The organism is Bacteroides cutis (assembly GCF_900241005.1).
GTDB lineage: Bacteria > Bacteroidota > Bacteroidia > Bacteroidales > Bacteroidaceae > Bacteroides > Bacteroides cutis.
Genome location: NZ_OEST01000003.1, coordinates 263,636 through 286,228 on the forward strand (window position 1 = coordinate 263,636; position 22,593 = coordinate 286,228).

Below are 22,593 nucleotides of genomic sequence, written 5' to 3' on the forward strand. Positions count from 1 at the left end.
AAATAAGGCGTATGAAATTCGTTGATAGAATAGATGAAGCAGCACGACTGAAAGATGCTCTTGCGAGAGAGAAATCCTCGCTAGTCGTGATGTACGGTCGCAGACGGCTGGGTAAGTCAACGCTCATTAAAAGAGTGTTGTCAGAAAATGATGTTTACTTCCTTGCTGACCGTTCTGAAGGGCAACATCAGAGAGTATTGCTTGCAAAAGTAATAGCACAAGTGTTCCCGGATTTCGACAAACTGACATATCCGGATTGGGAATCTATGTTTCGTGCGGTCAATTATCGAACAGACAAGCGTTTTACTTTATGTTTGGATGAGTTTCCGTATCTTGTAGAGCAATCTTCTGAACTGCCGTCTGTGCTACAAAAACTGGTTGATGAAAAGCAGTTGAAGTATAATCTTGTGCTTTGCGGTTCGTCACAAAATATGATGTATGGATTGTTTCTTGATTCTACTGCACCTCTCTATGGTCGTGCTGATGAGATCATGAAACTTGCACCGATACGTTTGCCATATATTCAAGAGGCTTTGAGCCTTGATGCGATGAATGCCATTGAAGAATATGCTGTTTGGGGAGGTGTGCCGCGTTATTGGGAACTAAGGGAAAACCAAAATTCACTTAATGATGCTTTGTGGCACAATATCCTTTCTGTAAATGGAACTCTTTACGAAGAACCGATAAAATTGTTTCAGGACGATGTAAAGGATATTGTTAAGACTTCGACGATAATGTCTTATATCGGTACTGGTGCAAATCGGCTTTCTGAGATTGCCGCAAGATGCAATGAGCCTGCAACCAACCTGTCGCGTCCATTGAAGAAACTTATTGATCTCGGATTTTTGGAGAAAGATGTTCCGTTTGGGATTGATGAAAAGAATGCGAAAAAGAGTCTTTACAAGATAGCCGATCCGTTTATGGCATTTTATTATCAGTTTGTCGTACCTAATCGTTCGTTCATCGAGCTTGGTCGTCGTTTGCCAATAGAACAGGCTTTGACTGCTCATTTATCGGAGTATGTGAGTATGCAATGGGAAAAATTATGTCGGGATGCCGTAACAGGAAATCTTGTCAATGGAGTGGTTTATGGCAAGGTAAAACGCTGGTGGGGTTCTGTTCTCAATGAGGACAAGAAGCCGGAACAAGTCGAGTTCGATGTTATGGCCGAATCGCTTGACAAAAAGTATCTGCTGGTTGGCGAATGCAAGTGGACAATAAGGGAGAATGGTAAACAGCTAACTGCTGCACTTCTCCGCAAAGCTAATCTGCTGCCGTTTGCCAAGAACTACACCATCGTTCCGGTGCTGTTCCTTAAGAACGCTCCGAAAGGTGATTCCGAGAATGTGGTGTTGCCGGAAGATGTTGTTGAGTTAATGAAATAAAGGAATCTCAAATTCACTATTTGACAGAGTTATTAGATGGCAAAAAAAACAATAAATAAAGAGCTTACAGGCGCACAGGACTTATATAATTTCTTGTTTGAGGCCTGTAATATAATACGCGGTCCTGTAAGCCAGGATAATTTTAAAGATTATATCACGCCTTTGCTTTATTACAAGCGGATATCTGATGTTTATGATGAAGAAACAGAAGAAGCTTTAATATCAAGTGGTGGTGATAAGGAGTATGCATCTCTGCCAGAGCAACATCGTTTTGTTATTCCTGATGGTTGTCATTGGCAAGAAGTCCGAGAACGTACAGAAAATCTTGGAGCAGCCATAGTTGGTGCTATGAGACAGATAGAGATAGCAAACCCAGATACATTGTATGGGGTGCTATCTATGTTTTCATCTCAGAAATGGACTAATAAGGCAATTCTCAATGACAGTAAGATTCGTGACCTGATAGAACATCTATCAAAACGAAAACTTGGTAATAAGGATTATCCTGCAGATTTAATGGGTGATGCCTACGAGATACTATTAAAGAAGTTTGCTGATGACAGTAAGGCCCAGGCCGGAGAGTTTTATACTCCTCGTTCTGTTGTGAGATTATTAGTGCATATTCTTGATCCGCAACCGGGGGAAACTGTATATGATCCTGCTTGTGGTAGTGGAGGAATGCTTATCGAAGCTATACGATATATGCACGATGATTCTCTTTGCTGTGGAAGTATATTCGGACAAGAGAAGAATGTTGTGAATGCGGCCATTGCTAAAATGAATCTATTCCTGCATGGTGCATCTGATTTTAATGTAATGCAAGGCGACACATTGAGAGACCCAAAAATTCTTCAAGGTGGTAATATCGCCAAATTCGATTGTGTTATAGCAAACCCTCCATTTTCTCTTGAAAATTGGGGAGCAACGGAATGGAGTTCAGATAAATATAAGCGCAATATCTATGGCACACCGAGTGATAGTTGTGGTGACTATGCGTGGATTCAGCATATGATATGTTCTATGTCCTCTGGCAAGGGGCGTATGGCTGTTGTAATGCCACAAGGCATTCTGTTTCGTGGAAATCAAGAAGCAGAAATACGGAAGCAATTAGTGGAAAGTGATTTGATAGAAGCCGTTGTTACATTAGGAGATAAATTGTTTTATGGAACTGGACTATCTCCGTGTTTCTTGATAATACGAAGGATGAAACCGGCTCATCATTCCGGACGGATTTTGATGATAGATGGTTCCAAAATTCTAACTCAAAAGAGAGCGCAGAATATTTTAGAAGAGAATGATATAGATAGGTTATATTCACTTTATCAAAATTACTCCGATGAAGAGGACTATTCTCGAATCGTTACATTGCAGGAGATAAGAGATAAAGAGTATAATCTTTCGCCCAATCGCTATGTGGTTTACCACAAGGAGGAAATTCGTCCTTATGTGGAAGTGTTGGCTGAGTTCAAACAAGCATACGAAGATGTGAAGCGATTGGAGAAAGAATTTTCATTACTCATTAACGCATAATCAATATGGCAGAAAAAGTAAAACAATATCGTCATCCGGACGACCCTATTACGCTCGATGAACTTAAAGGTTTTCTTTGGGCAGCTGCCACTCATTTGCGTGGCCAGATTGATGCGGCTGGATATAAAGAGTATATTTTCCCTTTGCTTTTTTTCAAACGCATTTCCGATGTTTATGATGAACAGTTTGAAGGTTTTGTATGTGAAGGAGGAGTTGAGTATGCAGGTATGCAAGTAGAAGATCTCCCCATCCGTATTCCTGATGGTGCGCACTGGAGAGATGTTCGTGAGGTGACGGAAAATGTTGGTAATAAATTAGTCGAAGCATTTATTGCCATTGAGCAAGCCAATCCTGCTAAGGAAATGGATGGTAGAAAAATCGGAGGATTAGAAGGTATTTTCGGACCTAAGGATGGCTGGACCAATAAGGCGAAGATGCCTGATAATATCATTACTTCGTTGATTGAGGATTTTTCTAAATATACGTTGAGCCTAAAGGCTTGTCCTGCCGATGAGATGGGGCAGGCATACGAATACCTTGTTGGAAAGTTTGCCGATGATGCCGGAAATACTGCTCAGGAGTTCTATACGAATAGAACAGTCGTTCAACTTATGGCTGAGATACTGCAGCCACAACCGAATGAAAGCATTTATGACCCAACTTGTGGTTCCGGGGGTATGTTGGTTAAATGTTTAGACTATCTTCGCAACAAAGGTGCAGAGTGGCAGAGTGTACAGGTGTTCGGACAAGAGGTGAATGGCTTGACTTCTTCTATTGCACGAATGAATCTTTATTTGAATGGAGTTGAAGATTTTTCGATTGCATGTGCAGATACGTTGGAGCATCCTGCATTCTTGGATGGCAGCCATCTTCGTAAGTTCGACATTGTTCTGGCAAATCCTCCTTATTCAATCAAAGAATGGAATCGTGAAAAATTCATGAATGATAAGTGGGGACGTAATTTCTTGGGAACGCCTCCGCAAGGAAGAGCTGATTATGCATTTTTTCAACATATTATTGCTTCGATGGATAGAAATACTGGTAGGTGTGCTATATTGTTTCCCCATGGTGTACTATTTCGTGATGAAGAATATGAGTTGCGCAAAAAATTAGTTGAAATAGATATTGTAGATTGCGTAATTGGACTTGGTCCTAATCTATTTTTTAATGCTTCTATGGAGGCTTGTATTATTATCTGCAAAAATAGAAAAGAAGATAGTCATAAAGGTAAAGTTATTTTTATTGACGCAAAAGGAGAGGTATCAAGAAAGAATGCTGAAAGTTATTTAGAAAATACTCACATCCAGAAAATTATTTCTGCTTATGAAAATTTTGAGGATATAGAATATTTTGCAAAAGTTGCTGATATATATGATATAGACAATAATAAGAGTTTGCTTAGTATACAAAGTTATGTCAAGCAAAAAGGAACAAATGAAATATACATTTTGGATGAATCACTCCCAAAATGGATTGAGGCTTCAAGATCAATGCATATCGAAGTTGCTAATCTTTTAAGTATGCTAAAATATGAGTAGGGTAAAGTTTGGAGATGTCGTTAAAGATGTGAAGATAAATATAGATCGTCTAAATAATCCGTATGAATACTATGTTGCAGGCGATCATATGGATTCGGAGGATTTAACCATACATAGGAAAGGATGTTTTACAACAGATGATGTTGGACCTGCTTTTATTCGTGTATTTAAACCAGGTCAGATTTTGTATGGTTCAAGAAGAACATATCTAAAGAAAATAGCAGTTGCTGATTTTGAAGGAGTATGTGCTAATACTACTTTTGTTTTTGAAACGAAAGATCCTCATGCATTTGAGCAACGTTTGTTGCCGTTCATTATGCTATCAAAGGATTTTACGACTTGGTCGATAGCTAAATCAAAAGGTTCTACAAATCCTTATGTGTTATTTTCTGATTTGGCTGATTTTGAGTTTGAATTACCTCCATTAGAGGAACAAAAAGTTCTTGTTGATAAATTATGGGCAGCCTATCGATTGAAGGAGGCTTATAAGAAACTACTTGTTGCCACTGATGAAATGGTGAAATCGCAATTTATCGAGATGTTTGGGAATCCTCTTTCTTTAAATCAGAAGAATGAGTTGAAAAGATTAGGAGAATGTTGTATTCTAAATCCAAGACGTCCTAACATTGCTCTTTGCGACACCGATAAAGTCTCTTTTATTCCTATGCCGGCGGTAAGTGAGGATGGATATTTGGTAGATATGACTGATGAAGAATATGGAAAAGTAAAAAAAGGCTTTACATATTTTGAGAATAATGATGTCTTGTTTGCCAAGATTACACCTTGTATGGAGAATGGCAAAGGAGCTATTGTACATGGACTTACAAATGGTATAGGAATGGGATCTACAGAATTTCATGTATTGCGGCCAATTAACGGAATATCTAGTCCCTATTGGCTGTTAGCATTAACACGAATGCCTATATTTCGTGAGCGTGCTGCAAAAAATATGTCTGGAACAGGCGGGCAGAAAAGAGTTAGTGCTTCATATCTGGACCATTTTATGGTTGGATTACCTGCGATAGAGGAACAAAGGCGTTTTGAAGCAATATATAAACAAGCCGACAAATCAAAATTTGAATTGAAGCAGTGCATTGAAAATATCGATAAAGTCATAAAGAGTTTAATAAACGGATAGAATAAGAGAGATACGTTGATAGCTGCGGCTTAATTGGATAACTAATTTTATTAATAATATGATAGAAAATCTGATTAATGACATAGAGCAGGCTATGCTGGGAGTTTTAAACAACGAGCAAATGAGTCAATTACGAAAGGTGCTAGATTATGCCTTTCGTGATATCAACGTGTCGTCTAAAAACAATGAAGAGTGCAGCGGTAATAGTGAATTGATAGATAGTTTTTTATCGGCTAAAAGAGTTGAAGGATGTTCGGATAAGTCGATGCACTACTATCGAAGTACATTAAGCAATGCTATCAGGAAAATAGAAAAAAATATTCGCCATATCACTACTGATGACTTGCGTAATTACTTAAATGATTATCAGCAGACAAGCGGTGCTACAAAGGTTACGGTAGACAATATACGTCGCATCTTATCGAGCTTCTTTGCATGGCTTGAGGATGAGGATTATATTGTCAAGAGCCCAGTACGTCGGATTCATAAAGTAAAAGTCGGGAAAACAGTCAAAGAAACATACTCCGATGAAGCCTTGGAACAAATGCGAGATCATTGCGAAGGTATTCGCGATTTAGCCTTGATAGATTTGTTAGCTTCTACTGGTATGCGTGTCGGTGAGTTGGTCAAACTTAATAGGAACGATATAGATTTTGAAAATAGGGAATGTATCGTTACCGGTAAAGGAGATAAGCAACGTCGAGTTTATTTCGATGCTCGTACAAAGATACATTTACAACGTTATTTGGCAGAACGGATAGATGACAATCCTGCCTTGTTTGTTTCGTTATTAGCACCTTACGATCGCTTACAGATAAGTGGTGTGGAAATACGTTTACGTCGTTTGGGGCGTGAATTGAATATTCCTAAGGTGCATCCTCATAAATTTCGCCGTACGTTGGCAACAATGGCGATAGATAAAGGTATGCCTATAGAGCAGGTCCAGCATCTCTTAGGGCATCAAAGTCTTGATACAACATTGCAATATGCTATGGTGAATCAGACAAATGTAAAAATGTCTCACCGTAAATTTATTGGTTAGTATGTCGCAATTTATCGAGATGTTTGGGGATACTCACATGAGGAGTGATCATAGCCGTCAATGGAAAGAAGTCGTCGAAATAATTAACGGCAAGGATTATAAATCAATCCAAGTTGAGGATGGGGGCTATCCTGTCTATGGAACTGGTGGCGAGATGGCAAGGGCCTCAGATTATCTATCTCCTGCTAATTCTATATTGTTAGGGAGAAAAGGTACTATTGACAAGCCTTTGCTAATAAGAGAAAAGTATTGGAACGTTGATACTGCATTTGGAGCAGTTCCTGATGAAAAAGTCCTTCATTACGTTTATTTCTATTGGCATTGCAAAACAATAGATTTCAATGTGCTGAACAAAGGTACAACTCTTCCTAGTACAACAAAGGTTGATCTTCTTAATCTCTGGATTAAAATTCCATCAATGGAAGAACAAACTCGATTTGGTTCTATTGTTGAACAGGCCGATAAATCAAAATTTGGCGATTTCAAATCGCAATTTATCGAGATGTATTATAATACTCATAATAAGCAAACTCTTGAATCGGTTTGTCCAATCATGAGTAAGGGAATAACGCCAAAATATGTTGAATCTTCTTCTGTCTTAGTGATTAATCAAGCATGTATCCATTGGGATGGTCAACGTTTGGGGAATATAAAATACCACAACGAGGAAATCCCAGTTAGGAAGAGAATACTTGAATCAGGAGATGTTCTCTTGAATGCAACTGGAAATGGTACTCTTGGACGATGTTGTGTATTTATTTGTCCTTCAGATAATAATACCTACATAAATGACGGACATGTGATTGCCTTGTCAACAGATAGAGCAGTGATTCTTCCAGAAGTGCTTAATACGTACCTTTCTTTAAATGATACGCAAGCAGAAATATACAGGCAATATGTAACTGGTTCTACAAATCAAGTTGATATCGTATTCTCAGATATCAAGAAAATGAAAGTTCCTGTTCCTAGTATGGATGAACAAATCTTGTTTGTTGAGGTCCTCAAACAAGCCGATAAATCAAAATCTGTCATTCAAAAAGCTTTAGTATATTTGAATGACATACAAAGTGACGAATTAGGGAAAATCGCTTAATTATTAAATTGATAACAATGAAAATCATAGATATGTTTAACGAAGACAATACAGTGGAGCAAATGCTCATAGAAGCTGCAACCCAAAGTGGTTGGCAGTATGTAAAGTCACAGGATATACCTCGTAGTTCTGATTCTGTCCTTGTTGAATCATGGCTATTGGAAGCTCTTATTAGGTTGAATCCGATAACACATCAACAAGCGGAGCAAGTTATTTATAAACTCCGTGCTGCTATTACTTGTGGAGGTAATTATGATGAATTGGTGACTGCCAATGATCGTTTTCGTACATTGCTATTTAATGAAAACACAGAGCCTTTTGGAAAGGATGGTGAATATATACCTATCAGATTCTTTAGCGAAGATGCGGTCGAAGATTATTGTGTCGTAACCAATCAATGGGAATTTCCACGTAGCTCTGTTGGTGGAGGTAAACGTTTGGACTTGGTTTATCTGATAAATGGAATTCCGATTTGTGTTGGTGAAGCAAAATCTCCTGTTCGCCCTCAGATAACATGGGCTGACGGAGCCATCGATATGCTGCATTATGAAAAAAGCATTCCAGAAATGTTTGTTCCGAATATATTGACCTTTGCTACTGAAGGCAAAGAACTTCAATATGCCGGTATCTGTGCACCTGTTGACAAATGGGGGCCTTGGTTTAAAGATGAAGGTCGTCAGCATGGCACAATAGAGTCGGTTAAAAGTAATGTAATGGGGTTAGTTCAACCAAACCGACTACTTGACATATATCGTTACTATAGTGTTTTTACAGGAACATCATCAGGCAAAAAAATAAAAATAGTTTGCCGTTATCAACAATATCTAGGAGGTGAAGCTATTGTTCAGCGTGTCTTAAATACATATCGAGAGAAACAAGGTCCGAAGAAAGGTCTTATTTGGCATTTCCAAGGTTCGGGAAAATCATGGTTGATGGTATTTGCTGCCCAAAAATTACGTTTGCAGAACGAATTACATGCTCCCACAGTTGTTATCGTTGATGACCGTATTGATTTGGAAGATCAGATAACGGGCGATTTTACTCGTGCTGATATTCCTAATATAGAATCTGCAAAGACAAAAGATGAGTTAGTTGCATTTTTCAAGCAGGATCAGCGCAAGATTCTGATAACGACAATTTTCAAGTTCGGAGATGTTGATAGTGTACTGAATGAAAGAGATAATATCATTTTATTGGTAGATGAAGCACACCGAACTCAGGAAAAGGATTTAGGACAAAAAATGCGCAATGCACTACCTAATGCATTTTTCTTTGGTCTTACCGGAACGCCTATCAACAAACGAGATAAGAATACTTTTCAATCGTTTGGTGCTGATGAGGATTTAGAGAAAGGTGGATATATTTCAAAATACACTTTCCAAAATTCTGTTGAAGATGGAGCTACGCTTGAATTGAATTTCCAAACAGTGCCGGTAGAGATGCATCTTAACGAAACTCAATTACAAGAAGAATTTGATGAACTGACCGATCAAATATCCGAGGACGAAAAGAACGAATTAGTAAAACGAACTTCTGTTGAAGCATTTTTTACAGCAGAGAAGCGAATTAACGATGTCGCACGTTATATTGTAAATCACTTCAAAGAGTATGTAGAGCCCAGTGGCATGAAAGCCCAAGTTGTGGTATATAATCGAGACTGCTGTGTGAAATATAAGAAAACGATTGATGCTCTTTTGGGTACGGAAGATGCAACCACTATCGTTATGCATACGGCTGGTGATAAAGCTGATGAGTATAAGACATACCGTCGTGATAGAGAACAAGAAAGAAAACTTCTTGATCAATTCCGTGATCCATTGTCACCGATTAAAATGGTGATTGTCACTTCAAAGCTGTTAACAGGTTTTGATGCTCCGATTTTGCAATGTATGTATCTTGATAAACCAATGAAGGATCATACGTTGTTACAAGCTATTTGCCGTACGAATAGAAAGTACAATGTTGATAAGAAATGTGGTCTGATTGTAGATTTTGTTGGTGTATTTGATAATGTAGCCAAGAGCCTTGCTTTTGATGAAGAGACGGTAAAAACAGTTGTAAAAAATATTGATGAGATAAAAGTGTTGATACCTCAATTTTTGCAAGAGTGTATTGACTTTTTCCCTGGTGTAGACCGGACAATCGGTGGTTGGGAAGGTTTGCAGGCTGCTCAGCAATGTTTACTTGATGAGTCTACAAAAACGAATTTTGCAAAACATTTTTCACGATTGGCTAAAGCTTGGGAAACAGTAAGCCCGGATGCAATGCTGGCTGTTTTTCAGGCGGATTATACTTGGCTGGCTCAGGTATATCAAAGTGTACGTCCTGTTAGTACCGGAGGTTCACTCATATGGACTTTATTGGGTGCTAAAACCATTGAAATCATTCATCGTAACATTGATACAATTGATATTGGGACTCCACTTGAGGATCTTGTGGTAGATGGAGATGTAATTGATATGGTGTTGGAGCAAGCCAAAGACAATCCTAAAAAGATATTGGAAGTGGAAAAAATGCTTCGTTTGAGGTTAGGAGAGCATCATGGAGACCCTAATTACAAGGCATTTGCTGAGAAGTTGGATGAACTGCGCCGTCATATGGAGGAAAATCTTATAACTAGTATTGATTTCCTCCGAGGATTGCTCACCCTTGCTAAAGAAGTGCTTGAGGAAGAAAAAAACTCAAATCAACCTCTTGACAAGAGGGAACAAGCTAAAGCTGCTCTTACGGAGTTGTTTGAATCAATTAGAACTGAGGATACACCTATCATTGTAGAACGGGTTGTTGCTGATATTGATGAAAATGTGGTAGCTATTGTACGTAAGTTTAAAGATGCTTTTAAAAGCATTACAGCTCAGCGAGAGATAAAAAAGAAACTACGTTCTATTCTGTGGGTTAACTACCAGATTAAAGATCAAGAAGTTTTTGATAAGGCTTATCAGTATATTGAAATGTATTATTAATTGGTTGATAAAATAAATTTGTTATGGCTGTTGAATCACACGATAAGAAACTTGATGACCTTCTAAAAATGGTTGAAGAAGGTAAGGCTCAATTACCCGACTTTCAACGTAGTTGGGTTTGGGATGACACGAAGATATGTAAACTAATAGAAAGTATCACATCTGGCTTCCCAATGGGTGCAGCGATGTTTTTGGCTAATGGTGGTGAGCATATCCGTTTTAAGTATCGCACATTTGAAGGTGTGGATTCTATATCAGAAGTTACACCTGAGTGGCTTGTGCTCGATGGACAACAGCGACTCACAACTTTATATCAGGTCTTGAAAAGTAAGAAAGCAACTAATACTCGATTAGAGACCAATCGAGATACAATTATCAAACGCTATTATTATCTAGATATTCGTAAATGTCTAGACTCTACTGCGGACAGATTGGAAGCAATCATATCTGTATCAGAGAAGAAACAGCTTACAACAAATATTGGTCGTGATGTAACGCTGGACTTATCCACAAGAGAGAAAGAATTTGAGAACCTGATGTTTCCCTTGAATATTACGTTTTCTCATAATGATACGGAAGATTGGCATTATGATATGGAAGACTATTACAAAGGTGATAGAGAGTATAGAAATTTATTCCGTGATTTCTCACAGCAGATTCTTCGCCCAATTTTAGAGTATAACATACCTATAATTCAGCTTGATAAAGAAACCCCGAAAGAAGCTGTCTGCCAGATTTTTGAGAATGTAAACACTGGTGGTGTACCTCTTACGGTTTTCGAACTCGTCACAGCTACATTTGCTGCTGAAGGACATGAATTGAGAAAAGATTGGGAGACCATTCGTCATATTTTTGCTCAAAAAGTAAATGGCGAGCTATTGAAAGAAATCACTGGTGCTAATTTTTTGGCAGCAATGACTCTTTTGGTATCATATTATAAAAGAGTGGTTTCAGGTGATGATGAGCGTGTGGCTGTAACATGTAAGAAAAAAGACATTCTTAGGCTTGAATTGAAAGATTATTTGAAGTATCATGACGCTTTGATTAAAGGTTTCTGTGATGCAGCTGATTTCTTAGTACATCAGGGGATTTTCCGTTCCAGAGATCTTCCATATTCGTCACAACTTATTCCACTTGCTGCAATCTTTGCATACGACAACGAAAATAAAAAAATGTTGCATCTTGGAAGCAAACAGGAATTATTGTCTCGTTGGTATTGGTGTGGCGTAATGGGTGAACTATATGGGGGTGCCAATGAAGCTAGATTTGCAACTGATATAATGGGCGTATTCCGTTGGATGGAAGGTGGTGAAATGCCAGAGACTGTATATCGTTCCAATATACAACCAACTCGTTTATTGACCATGCAGACTAGGAATAGTGCAGCGTACAAAGGTGTTATGGCACTTATCTTACAAGATTCACCACTTGATTTTATGACAGGTCATCGTATGGATATAGCATCTTACATTGATGAAGATGCTGATATTCATCATATATTCCCTCAAACTTATTGCGAGAAAAATAACCTTCCACGTATAAAATGGAATTCAGTCATTAATAAGACTCCAATTTATGCATCTTCCAATCGTTCAATAGGAGGACATGCACCAAGTACCTATATTGGAACTATGGCAAATAAGGGATTAAAACAAGTTGAGATACAGGAAGCTATAGAGTCACATAAGGTAAGTTATGCTCATCTTGCATTAGATGATTTCAATGCTTATTTCATAGATCGAGCAAAACAATTGCTTGACAGAATAGAGCAAGCGACAGGCAAATCTGTCTCAGGAAGAGATAGCGAAGAAACAATCCGTGAATTTGGTGTTGCTTTAATATAGATAGCAATCTGTAACAAACTAGAAAAATATGATTAATAAATAGCTGAAAATAAATGAACTGGAGATTTTGGAAGAAAATATGTGCAAATAATTCGATGGAGGATGATAAACAAGTATCATTAACTCCTGCTCTGCTTAATCGTGATAGTGAAAGTGATAAGAAGCAGTATAGGAGTGTTTTGAATCTTGCACGAAAACTAGAAGAGAAAGACATCTTGAACATTGCTCTTACTGGTCCTTATGGATCCGGTAAGAGTTCCATTCTTCGCTCTTTGATGAAAGACTATCGTAAATACAAATATCTTTCAATATCTCTTGCTACACTAAAGTCACCATTAGATGATAAAAAGAATAAAATAGATATTGATACGATGAATAATCGTATTGAATACAGCATTCTTCAACAACTTATTTATAAAGAAAAACAAGAGACGCTTTATAACTCCAGATTAAAAAGGATTTATCATAAATCAACTTGGGCTCAATATGCTTTATCTTTTGCAATAATATTTTATATTGTTGCCTTAATTATTGTATTTGAACCATCATTTTTGGAGGTGGATTGGATTTGCAATCGCTTAAGTAATCCAGTATTAAATAAATGGTCTGATATTTTTGCTCTATCATATATATTTGTTGCAACAATAATATTCGTTCAAAAGACTGTCAAATCATTGAGTAATAGTAAACTGAATAAGTTAAATCTAAAGAATGGAGAGATTGAATTAAAAGAAAACAAAGAAGATACATCCGTTTTCAATAAGCACATGGATGAGATTGTCTATTTCTTTGAGGTTACTGATTATAATGTTGTGATTATAGAAGATTTAGATAGATTTGATAATACGGATATTTTTCTTAAGTTAAGAGAGGTAAATCAACTCTTGAATCAGTCAAACTCTGTGGGGCGTAAAGTTACGTTCATTTATGCGGTTAAAGATGATATGTTTTTTGATGAAGAACGTACTAAATTCTTTGATTATATCACAACTGTAATCCCAATAATCAATTCTTCAAACTCGGCAGACAAACTGAAAGAGGAACTAGAGATAAAAGGCTATTCAGATCTTAATGTCGAGGTAATAGACAGTTTGGCTTTTTTCATTGACGATATGAGATTACTGAAGAATATTGTCAATGAATATGCCCAATATAGAGAAAAACTTGATGAGAAACTTGATCAAAACAAACTTCTTGCAATGATTGTATATAAAAACTACCATCCAAAAGATTTTGCTGATCTGCATAAAGGAAAGGGTGTTTTGTATGATTGTTTGCATAAGAAAAGTGAATTATTGGTTGAGCGCAATAGACAGATTGACGAGCGTATTAATGGAATAACTAAAAAACTTCAATCTTTAGAAGCGACACATGCCATACAAGAAAAAGAATTAAGGCTGATTTATATTGAAGGGTATCGTAGAAAATTATCAAAACAAAATGAAAATAATGCCTTTTTGTTTTTTGTCGAAAACAATTTTATACCTCTTGAAGATATCGCAGAAAATGAAACGTTATTTAATTCCTTTATATCGCAATCCTCATTTCGATATCAATGTTTTAAGAGGCATCAAACTAACACATATTATGGTGTTAGATATTATTATGATACATCTGAAGATAGTTGCAATATTCAATTCAGTCAAATAGAGAAAATAGTTAATTCTACCTTTACCTACCATGAGCGATTAGAAGCCTTGCGAGAAGGGGAAAAAAGATATCGTGAACAAATCAAAATACTAGAATTATCTCGTAATAATCATTATGCTACTCCAATACAAGAACTGTTGCTGGATGTTGATATGCAGACGCATAAAATTTTTAGTGAACTCAATGTCTCTAAAATGCTTGAAGTTTTCTTGAAAGAAGGACTTATAAATGAAGATTACTTTGATTATATATCTTTCTTTTTTGGTAAGTCAATTAATAAGCACGACCATGATTTTATCCTTGAATTAAAACTTCGGCATAGTTTGCCGTATGACTATCATATAGATAAAGTAGGGCAGTGCGTAAAAAACATTCCTGATAAATGTTACAACGATGTAAGTATATTGAATATTCAGGTGGTCGATTGTATTTGTCAGCATCTTGAAGAAGCAAATAACTCAAAACTTCATTCGATAGCACAAGTTATTATGCATAATAAAAAGTGGGACTTTTTGATTGACTTCTATAAATCAGTTGAAGATTCAAGCTCGCTTTTCAACCATTTGGGCAGTATCGTTGATGGATTATGGAAGATCTTCGTGAAACAGAATTCCGATGAATTATTCGAGTCTTGGTTACGATTCCTCGAATTGAACCATTCCACCAAAGAAAGTCGTAACTGGTTGAATAAACACTTCGCATTTATATCTCATAGAGTAGATCTCATAGGTTTTGATACAATCAAACAAATAGTGTCGAATGGAAAACTGATTTTTACAGATATAGATGCAGAGTCTAGGTGTTTGCTTGAGTATGTTGTAGAAAACAAAGCATATATGTTGACACCAGAAAATGTTGTATGCGCATTTGTTCATTATCGAAATGAGAGGGTGGAAACATTGGATAATTATCCTTTAAATGTTACAATACTGAGGAGCTGTAAATCAGCTAAATCTATATCAGATTATATAGATGAATGTTTTGACAATGCACTAAATAATGTATTTATTACAGATACGGCAAAAAAAGAGAGTGTGGGAATTATTCTTGAAATTATTAATTCTGAGGATATAACAGAGGACACAAAACGCAAATACCTTTCTGGGCAACAGAATAAAGTTTCTCTTTCCGATGTTAACAATATACAGTGGGAGTTCGCTATTGAAGTTGATATAGTTATACCAGCATGGCCTGAGATATATGCATTTTATGAGAGTCAGAATAATGTAATGATTTCCAGTTTGCGAATATTCATTACCAAACATATTGATGAATTAACAGATATATCTGAATTGGATGATACTCAGAAAGAACTACTGGCACACAGTGCTTTATTGACATCAGATTTTGAAATTTTGGTATACGATAAACTTGTCAAAATCTTTGATGGAGTTACATTTAAGGATGCGGATATTAACAGTGTAGATAACGCTCATTTTAAGTCGTTACTTTGTGCTGATATGCTTCCATATAGCACATATTATACGACAACAATTAGAGACAATCATAGTGATGTACTTACTTATTATGTAGATAAGTATTTGGATGAGTGTATTATAGAAATAGAGGAGTTGCCTACAGATATGAGGCTATACAAGCATCTTATGAAAAATCCAAGAGTAATCGGTGAAAAAGCTCTAAGTGTAGTTCAACATTTTCTTCCTCATATTGTGTGGGATAACGAATTGGCAAATATTACTCTTCCTGTGTTGAAAAACAATATTGAAAAATTTGATTATGACATAGAGAAGAACATTTTGGTCGCCTCTACTAATTTGCCAGAGCGATTGTCTTTTTTGATAGACTTGGTTGAAAAGTATAGAGATGATTTTGACATTGTGACAGAATTAATAGAGTCTTTAGGCGATTCTTATCGAAGTATTACAGATAAATCAAAAAAGGCTACTATAGAAAATAATCACATGAATGAAATGCTTTTAGGGAAGCTAAAAACTATTGGATATATCTCATCATATAGAGAAGATGATGATAAACTTCGTGTAAGTCATAAACGTAATCACTAAATCAAATGCAAGAGAATAGAGGAATTTATAACTAAAGTTATGGAAAGAAAAGGGATTGTTTGATAACGAATAAAATAAAGTCTCAACCAATAGTAATCCTATCCGATTGAGACTTTTCGTTTATTTACCTCTATCCAAAAACTTCTGTACTATTAACGCTATACCAATTCCTAAAACGGCAATGAGAATACAGCAGATAACTGCTTTCCAAATCAATCCGGAATGCAAAATCGCTGCATTAGCCACTATCATGCACATGAAAAAGGAAGATAGAGCAACTACAATGATAATCAAAATGTAGAATGCCGTATTTGGGATGGGGATGGCATTGTCGGCTTTCTTTATTCTCCGCTCGGCTTCCTTACATTTGCTCTCAATCTGGTTGAGAAAATTGCATAGAAGGGTCGCACCGAATTCTACTGCTAATTTCTGCATTTCTTTAGAAATGATAGGTTTGCACTCACGTATAGAGCCGGACAGATTTTCAACTTCTGTTCTCAACTTGAACACGTTGTCATTCAGGCTGGCAAGTTCCCTTGCGTTGATATCGAGTAACCGCTTTTCTTCCTCCAGATATTCATTCTTGGGAGTGGCTTTTATGGATTCCGCTTCACTCATTTCTACGGAAAAATCGAATTTCTTTTTCAGGTTTGGCTTCATAGACTTATCGTTTTAATCCTGTTTTCGGTTTCTTTCCTAACGAACGACTGGCAGCACGAGCGCATCTGTGTGCCCATTGTAAGTCGTCTTCGTCCTTGTCTCTCCACGGAAGCTCGCTTTGCGAACCTCCGCCACCACCTCCGGTTGCAACATTCGGCGTTTCAAGCAACCCGACAAAAAAAGCTACCGCCATATCGGTAAGTTCCTGACAGTTGGAAACGAACCTGTAATCGAACTCGTCATTGAAGCAGTCAAGTACTTTTTTGGGGATATAGAATTTGTAATCTTTGCCTTCATGGCTGAGGGTATAGGAAATCATATCCTGACTATATGTGAGATATTGGGTATAGTCAATAGGATTAACCTTATGTATCGCTGCCTGTTGAACGGTTTGGGGAGTATTATTTCTAATGACGGTAGCTGGCTGATGGTGTAGTTTCTTCCATGTCGCAGGAAGTTTTGAGACCATCAGGTTTCTGCCGATTCCCAATTCTGAAGCCTTGTATTTGGTGTTTCCATCCATGAGGGCATATCCACGAAGAATACCTTTCTTGTCCTCTCTTTCATGGACGGTATAACCTTTCCGTATAAGAGCATTCTTGTACTCATCCCATGACCACGATGGCATTGCTTTCAATACATTCATGCAGTCTCGGTTCACTTGTGGAATGTTTCGATTTCTGATTTGTGCCGCAGTCGTCCAGCCTCGTTTCTTTGCCACTCGCTCTGCAGCACGTTGCGCCCGAAGATGAATGTTGTGGTCGTTGTTGATATTGCCGTCTTCATCCAAACGGCAAACCGCAGTATGAAGGTGGGGAACTTCGCCTTTAGATTCCGTATGAAGCCAAACCGAGTATTTGCTACCCGCCAAATTGGTCGGACAGGAACGGACTTTTCCATCCTTGCCGGTAATCACTTGTTTGTCGAACTCCTCGGCGAATTCCTGCCAGAGCTTTTGCCAATCTTCGATGTCATAGAATTGGGTATGTTCGGGCGATGGGCTCAACTCGATTCTGATAACGGAGTTCTTTATCGGTCGATGTTGGGATAGGGTCAACTGCATGGAGTTCCATATCCCCATAGCGTCCGGTTCTGAGGGCAACAGATTGTCCAATACCCGATAAATTTTCTCCGGATGCTTCTTATGCTGTGATTCGCCGGTAATGTAACGGAGGTCGTTTATGCCGTGCGATATGGCTTTGGCTTTCGCAATCATTCTTCTTCGGATTTAGGGTTGGACGGAATTTTATTCTTCTCTTTTACTGCATTCAGGAACTGGCAGATATTTTCGGCCACATTGCCAAGTTCCTTAAGCCAGCCGACCATGAACGGAATCTGATTGAACATTACCATGCGTTGCTTTGTGGACATTCCGTGTAGGGCGGAGGTGTATTTTACGAGGTCTGACCGACAATCGTCCAGATTCTGTAACAATACCGCTTCTTCTTTCGTGAGCCTCGCTTTGGGCTTGAAGTTATACGCACGTGATAATATGTAGTCACTTACGGTCATGCCGCATTGTCCGGCCAGTGATTTTATATGCTCCTTCTGAGTAGGAGTGACTTTAGCTCCGATAAAGACACTTCTGGTTTCTTTCGAGGAGTCCGATGTATTGTTAATATCTTCTTTCATTTGAATCGTTTTATAATGGTTGAATAGGTGCGAGCTTGCGAGTACCGCATCGGCGAGGGAACTGAGCAGACGAGAGCGCCAATGTACAACCGTAACGCAGTGAGGTTATACCTTGGCATATCTCGCAACAGTTACCTGTTGATGCTTCACGGCAAGCCATATCGGATGTGTATAGTGAACTGGCACTCGGATAGGAAACATAGGATGATACGAGTCTCTAAAAGAGGGGAGAATATGAATATCTCACATGATGTCTTCCTCCGACTTTGCTTTATTCTTATATATACGCCCCAACAATAAAGTAAAGTTGAACTCAATAATGGTATTCTGGATTGAAGGCATAATCTTTCCCTTCTTTTATAACCATTTGTTTGTCGCTGAGCAATGTTGCGACCTTTACCGCCTTGTTATAACCGAGTTTTATACCCTGTAATCCGTAACCCTCTTTCAAGCGTTCTATATAATCATCGTAATTGTTGATGTTGCCATTGGCAAAAACGGCATCCAATGCTGGACGATGTACATTCTTTGGAATCTCCTTGTCTGGATCGAACGGTCCTTTGGTTGGTCGTCCGGTCTTCTTCTCTTTTGGCAGATAGGACTCTACTGGTTCGGGCATGGCTTCCTCGTTTATGCGGAAGGCGAAAGGCTCAAACTCACGGTCACGGATATGGACGGCTTCGACCACGCTTACAGTCTTGTCCTCTTTGTCCACTTCGACCTGCATGATGGTTTCTGCTTTGTTGTTGAGTTCCGTGCCGATGTGACCACGGGCATGTTCATCATTCTTGTTCTGATGCAAGACGGTATGGATATGGATTTGCCTGTCATCCGTCCACTGCATGAATTTGGAGATGATGTCGGTGGATTCGCTGGAGGAATTGATGTCGTAAAGGAAATCACGAATGCCATCTATGATGACCAATCCCAAATCCGGTATTGTGCCAATGGCCTGTTCGACTATCGCCAGACGTAGTTTAGGGGAAAACTTGCGCAGAGCCAGCATAATCAGATTATCCGGATTCTTGTATTCCGGCAAGTCGGCCAAACGTAAGATGCGTTTCAATACCTGTTGGCAATGATACCGCCCCTGCTCTGTGTCTATATATAGAATCTTCCGCTTATTCTCAGGGAACATAGACCGGTAATGAAGAACGGTGCTGCCACTCAATGCCGATGCGACAATGGCTGAAACGTTGAAAGTTTTCTTGCTTTTGGCTTTCCCGATGGAAGCGCTGAAGTTTCCCAATGTTCCGATAACAGTATCGTCCACCATCAGAATCACCGGGGAGTGTTCGTATGTACTTGTTACGCTTATTGTTGACTCCGCCATATAAGCGGCCAATTCTTCCGGAGAAAGAATAATAGTGTCCGTCTTTTCCATCGCTACCAGTTTTTAGAGTTCGGTTTACGGCGATGGGAGGCGAGCAAGGACTCATTCTCGTCCTCGAAACTTTGCGGAACTGGATTCTTCCGGGAAGATTCCAGCCATCTATCCAGTTCGTCACGATAGATGTAGAGATGCTTTCCTTGTTTTATAACCGGAATATCGTCCTTCTTGACCTTGTAATAAAAGGTCGACAACGGCATTTTAAGATAGTTGCAAGCCTCCTGTACGGTCATGGGGACGTGCGTGTTCTCTTTGGTTTCGTACTGCTTGGAAAGTTTCTCCGTAAGCAGGATTTCCATACTTGCGATTCTGTCGCATAGTTCGCCTACCACAGTCGGCAGGTCGTTGAATGTCAGTTGGTCTTTTTCCATATTATGACTATTTTAATCGTTTAACATGCTGCGAACCAACTCAATGAAACCTTGCAGAACAATACAGACCGGATTAATTATTTCGTCTGCATATTTTTTTTATTGCGAGTCATCATTATCTACATCTAAATGGAAGCGATAGTCGCCTTTATCTGGTACATCAATGGGAATCTGGCTTGAGACATTATCCCGTAAATTAAGTTTAAGATATTCAAGGGTCGCGTTTACGAGTTCGTATGGAAATGATTTCTTGATAAAAACGGCTCTTTTCGCTAAGGGCACTCCCAAGCGTTCACCGACATTCCATGCCAAATGGCGAAGCCCCGGCGACCTCAGCGGATTGTCTATATTGGAACGAATCGGTTTATATGACTCAGGTTGACCGTAAGCCATATGCTCTATATTGGAAATGAGGGTGGCAATATCCTCTTTGGAGAGATAGGGGGCAGTCTTGACGGTTACGTATTCCCGAATCGCATCCATAATTTCCGCTTGCCTTTCAATTTCTTTCTTTTTGAGTTCCACCAATATGGAATCATATTTATTCAAATGAGAATCTTGCGGACAATCAGAGTTTACAGTATTTTGATTTGACTGTTGGGACGGAGGACACTCCTGTTCAGCCAAACCCATCGATTGCTCGATAGACAGTGTTTCAGTAGCATCCATAGATTCTATGGCGTTCTCTGATTTTACAATAGGGGTAGATGGCTCGCCAAAAGAGAAGTTGATAGGATTTTTTGTCAGCCATTTATAGAAAAATTTGTGCAGGAGTCCGCACAATATGATAGCTATTACCAGTTTAAGGATGACAGGAGTCGTTATGCGCATGATATTGATGTCATGGCAAAGGAAAAGATAAGTGTCTATGGCCGCATAAATGATAACGGACAGTGCGAGGATAAAACTTATCTTTTTAGTCTGAATTTGTTTTTTATTCGTCATGGTCTGCAAGTATTTGGAATCGTTTTGCGCTAAAGATATAATCGATATTCCAGATAGTTGCAATAAAAAGATTGATAGTTACCACGTATCATGCTAAATATCACGGTCAGAGTATGATTTTTCACCTAAAATCATACTCTGACCGCAGAAATCGGGGACAAAGCAGCTGTCAGTCTTGTCGTGTCAGGGTAATTTTCTTACTGGCTTCACGTTTGTTGGCATCCACGACTTTGATATACCTTTGCGTGGTGGTGATACTCTTGTGCGCCATGATGCTCTGTATGGTACGGATGTCCGTCCCGGCAGCTGCTTGTAGCGTTGCAAATGTTCTCCGGTATGAATGAAATGTTATGTTCTTGGTAATTCCGGCAGAACGAATCCATTCTTTCATCGGTATTTGCGTCCAACTACGCATAAGTCCCTTGAATACCAAACCTTTCTTTTCAGAACTATAACCTATCAATCCCAATGCTTCTTCGCTGATGGGAATGATGTCTTCCGCTTTGTTCTTCTGCGTAATGATGTGTACGCATTTCCCACCGGCAGAATAGTCCACGATGTCTTCCCAACATAGCGAGAGAATATCACTGATACGCAAGCTGGTCATACAGGAAAACAGCGATGCCGTTTTCAGAATAGGCTTCTTACAAGGTGTCTCGGCCAATTTGTACAGTTCCTCAACAGACAGGGCCTCTTTCATTACATCTTCTGTCTCTATCTTTTCCAAGAAGTCATTGACATTGGTCTTTATCATCCCATTACGGTAGAGTATTTTCAGGAAACCTCTGAAAGTAGACCAATATCCTGATGCGGAGTTCCGTGTGATACGTCCATTACGCCTTAGCTTCTTGGCACTCAGCAGATATTCCCGAAACTTGTTACAGAGGTCGATGTCAATCTCTTCAAAGGTGCATTTGCCATGTACGAAGTTATTGAAATGCAGATAGACAAACTCCCATTTCTGGTCATGCTTACGGAGCTGCTTGCGATAATACTCCAGAAAGTCTGCCTTGAGTTTGTACTTGTCAAAGAAGTCATACCGTTCATTGACTACCGACTCGAACCTGCGGCAACGGATAGCTTCGGCTTTCTCGGTCATTACCTCGTTGAAATTCTGTTCACGTTTGTTTCTCGGATTGGCATAGATATAAATACCAAGCGATTCATGACGGATAACTTTCATTGTCTCTTTGTCTCGATATCCCGGATAATAATCCAGATAGAAAGACATCATCCTGCCTTTTAGCGGACGTGTCCTTAATGTCACAGTCTTGCATTCATGCATAATGTTATATTTTATGGTTATTATTAATTCGTCGGCGAAACTCTATAATGTAATCATGCAGATTACCTACAGCAGGGATTAATTTTTTGAATAATTTACGGAT

16 protein-coding genes are annotated in these 22,593 nt (G+C 38.6%); 9 read left to right on the forward strand and 7 right to left on the reverse strand.

Translation table 11 applies throughout. The annotated features are described in order from the left end of the window. The first annotated feature begins 11 nt into the window (after positions 1–11). The 9 genes from C1A09_RS08400 to C1A09_RS08440 are packed head-to-tail and all read left to right on the forward strand — an operon-like array spanning position 12 to position 16,207. Entirely contained in the window at positions 12–1,385 is a 1,374-nt protein-coding gene (locus C1A09_RS08400; RefSeq protein WP_057097636.1) for an ATP-binding protein, read from the forward strand. A 36-nt stretch (positions 1,386–1,421) separates the two neighbouring features. Next, on the forward strand, positions 1,422–2,915 hold the full coding sequence (locus C1A09_RS08405) for a type I restriction-modification system subunit M (protein ID WP_057097637.1): 1,494 nt from the start codon (positions 1,422–1,424) through the stop codon (positions 2,913–2,915). 5 nt (positions 2,916–2,920) lie between these two features. Continuing rightward, positions 2,921–4,453 carry a type I restriction-modification system subunit M gene (locus tag C1A09_RS08410; protein WP_057097638.1) on the forward strand — a complete coding sequence of 511 codons (1,533 nt, stop codon included), beginning with the start codon at positions 2,921–2,923 and terminating at the stop codon, positions 4,451–4,453. Continuing rightward, positions 4,446–5,591 carry a restriction endonuclease subunit S gene (locus tag C1A09_RS08415; protein ID WP_057097639.1) on the forward strand — a complete coding sequence of 382 codons (1,146 nt, stop codon included), beginning with the start codon at positions 4,446–4,448 and terminating at the stop codon, positions 5,589–5,591. Before C1A09_RS08410 ends, C1A09_RS08415 begins: the two co-directional genes overlap by 8 nt. A gap of 58 nt (positions 5,592–5,649) precedes the next feature. Continuing rightward, a complete protein-coding gene (gene xerA, locus C1A09_RS08420) occupies positions 5,650–6,633 on the forward strand; it encodes a site-specific tyrosine recombinase/integron integrase (RefSeq protein ID WP_057097640.1) in 984 nt (327 codons plus the stop codon). A gap of 1 nt (position 6,634) precedes the next feature. Then, positions 6,635–7,726, forward strand: a complete 1,092-nt coding sequence (locus tag C1A09_RS08425; RefSeq protein ID WP_101543122.1) for a restriction endonuclease subunit S — start codon at positions 6,635–6,637, stop codon at positions 7,724–7,726. 32 nt (positions 7,727–7,758) lie between these two features. Beyond that, a complete protein-coding gene (locus tag C1A09_RS08430; protein WP_057097710.1) occupies positions 7,759–10,689 on the forward strand; it encodes a type I restriction endonuclease subunit R in 2,931 nt (976 codons plus the stop codon). Positions 10,690–10,712: 23 nt separating this feature from the next. Then, positions 10,713–12,533: a GmrSD restriction endonuclease domain-containing protein gene (locus tag C1A09_RS08435; RefSeq protein ID WP_004300582.1), complete on the forward strand. Its 1,821-nt coding sequence runs from the start codon at positions 10,713–10,715 to the stop codon at positions 12,531–12,533. 53 nt (positions 12,534–12,586) lie between these two features. Further along, positions 12,587–16,207: a YobI family P-loop NTPase gene (locus C1A09_RS08440; RefSeq protein WP_057097641.1), complete on the forward strand. Its 3,621-nt coding sequence runs from the start codon at positions 12,587–12,589 to the stop codon at positions 16,205–16,207. 120 nt (positions 16,208–16,327) lie between these two features. Here the strand turns inward: C1A09_RS08440 and C1A09_RS08445 are convergent, their stop codons facing one another. The 7 genes from C1A09_RS08445 to C1A09_RS08475 form a co-directional block, all read right to left on the reverse strand. After that, a complete protein-coding gene (locus C1A09_RS08445; RefSeq protein WP_171030127.1) occupies positions 16,328–16,867 on the reverse strand; it encodes a hypothetical protein in 540 nt (179 codons plus the stop codon). A gap of 4 nt (positions 16,868–16,871) precedes the next feature. Continuing rightward, positions 16,872–18,083, reverse strand: a complete 1,212-nt coding sequence (locus C1A09_RS08450) for a hypothetical protein (RefSeq protein ID WP_057097642.1) — start codon at positions 18,081–18,083, stop codon at positions 16,872–16,874. Further along, on the reverse strand, positions 18,080–18,499 hold the full coding sequence (locus C1A09_RS08455; protein ID WP_057097643.1) for a plasmid mobilization protein: 420 nt from the start codon (positions 18,497–18,499) through the stop codon (positions 18,080–18,082). The genes C1A09_RS08450 and C1A09_RS08455 overlap by 4 nt, the downstream gene beginning before the upstream one ends. A 313-nt stretch (positions 18,500–18,812) precedes the next feature. Continuing rightward, positions 18,813–19,883: an AAA family ATPase gene (locus C1A09_RS08460; protein ID WP_057097644.1), complete on the reverse strand. Its 1,071-nt coding sequence runs from the start codon at positions 19,881–19,883 to the stop codon at positions 18,813–18,815. Positions 19,884–19,885: 2 nt separating this feature from the next. Next, on the reverse strand, positions 19,886–20,260 hold the full coding sequence (locus C1A09_RS08465) for a helix-turn-helix domain-containing protein (RefSeq protein ID WP_032587042.1): 375 nt from the start codon (positions 20,258–20,260) through the stop codon (positions 19,886–19,888). Between the two features lie 99 nt (positions 20,261–20,359). Further along, positions 20,360–21,205: a hypothetical protein gene (locus C1A09_RS08470; protein ID WP_057097645.1), complete on the reverse strand. Its 846-nt coding sequence runs from the start codon at positions 21,203–21,205 to the stop codon at positions 20,360–20,362. A 169-nt stretch (positions 21,206–21,374) separates the two neighbouring features. Continuing rightward, the gene (locus C1A09_RS08475; RefSeq protein ID WP_022276607.1) at positions 21,375–22,490 is read right to left on the reverse strand and encodes a tyrosine-type recombinase/integrase; all 1,116 of its coding nucleotides are present in this window, start codon (positions 22,488–22,490) and stop codon (positions 21,375–21,377) included. Between the last annotated feature and the right edge of the window lie 103 nt (positions 22,491–22,593).

Excerpts from the sequence above, each read along its gene's own strand:
- C1A09_RS08400 (WP_057097636.1), top strand. The coding sequence starts at position 12 with ATGAAATTCGTTGATAGAATAGATGAAGCAGCACGACTGAAAGATGCT.
- C1A09_RS08405 (WP_057097637.1), top strand. The coding sequence starts at position 1,422 with ATGGCAAAAAAAACAATAAATAAAGAGCTTACAGGCGCACAGGACTTA.
- C1A09_RS08410 (WP_057097638.1), top strand. The coding sequence starts at position 2,921 with ATGGCAGAAAAAGTAAAACAATATCGTCATCCGGACGACCCTATTACG.
- C1A09_RS08415 (WP_057097639.1), top strand. The coding sequence starts at position 4,446 with ATGAGTAGGGTAAAGTTTGGAGATGTCGTTAAAGATGTGAAGATAAAT.
- xerA (WP_057097640.1), top strand. The coding sequence starts at position 5,650 with ATGATAGAAAATCTGATTAATGACATAGAGCAGGCTATGCTGGGAGTT.
- C1A09_RS08425 (WP_101543122.1), top strand. The coding sequence starts at position 6,635 with ATGTCGCAATTTATCGAGATGTTTGGGGATACTCACATGAGGAGTGAT.
- C1A09_RS08430 (WP_057097710.1), top strand. The coding sequence starts at position 7,759 with ATGTTTAACGAAGACAATACAGTGGAGCAAATGCTCATAGAAGCTGCA.
- C1A09_RS08435 (WP_004300582.1), top strand. The coding sequence starts at position 10,713 with ATGGCTGTTGAATCACACGATAAGAAACTTGATGACCTTCTAAAAATG.
- C1A09_RS08440 (WP_057097641.1), top strand. The coding sequence starts at position 12,587 with ATGAACTGGAGATTTTGGAAGAAAATATGTGCAAATAATTCGATGGAG.
- C1A09_RS08445 (WP_171030127.1), bottom strand. The coding sequence starts at position 16,867 with ATGAAGCCAAACCTGAAAAAGAAATTCGATTTTTCCGTAGAAATGAGT.
- C1A09_RS08450 (WP_057097642.1), bottom strand. The coding sequence starts at position 18,083 with ATGATTGCGAAAGCCAAAGCCATATCGCACGGCATAAACGACCTCCGT.
- C1A09_RS08455 (WP_057097643.1), bottom strand. The coding sequence starts at position 18,499 with ATGAAAGAAGATATTAACAATACATCGGACTCCTCGAAAGAAACCAGA.
- C1A09_RS08460 (WP_057097644.1), bottom strand. The coding sequence starts at position 19,883 with ATGGAAAAGACGGACACTATTATTCTTTCTCCGGAAGAATTGGCCGCT.
- C1A09_RS08465 (WP_032587042.1), bottom strand. The coding sequence starts at position 20,260 with ATGGAAAAAGACCAACTGACATTCAACGACCTGCCGACTGTGGTAGGC.
- C1A09_RS08470 (WP_057097645.1), bottom strand. The coding sequence starts at position 21,205 with ATGACGAATAAAAAACAAATTCAGACTAAAAAGATAAGTTTTATCCTC.
- C1A09_RS08475 (WP_022276607.1), bottom strand. The coding sequence starts at position 22,490 with ATGCATGAATGCAAGACTGTGACATTAAGGACACGTCCGCTAAAAGGC.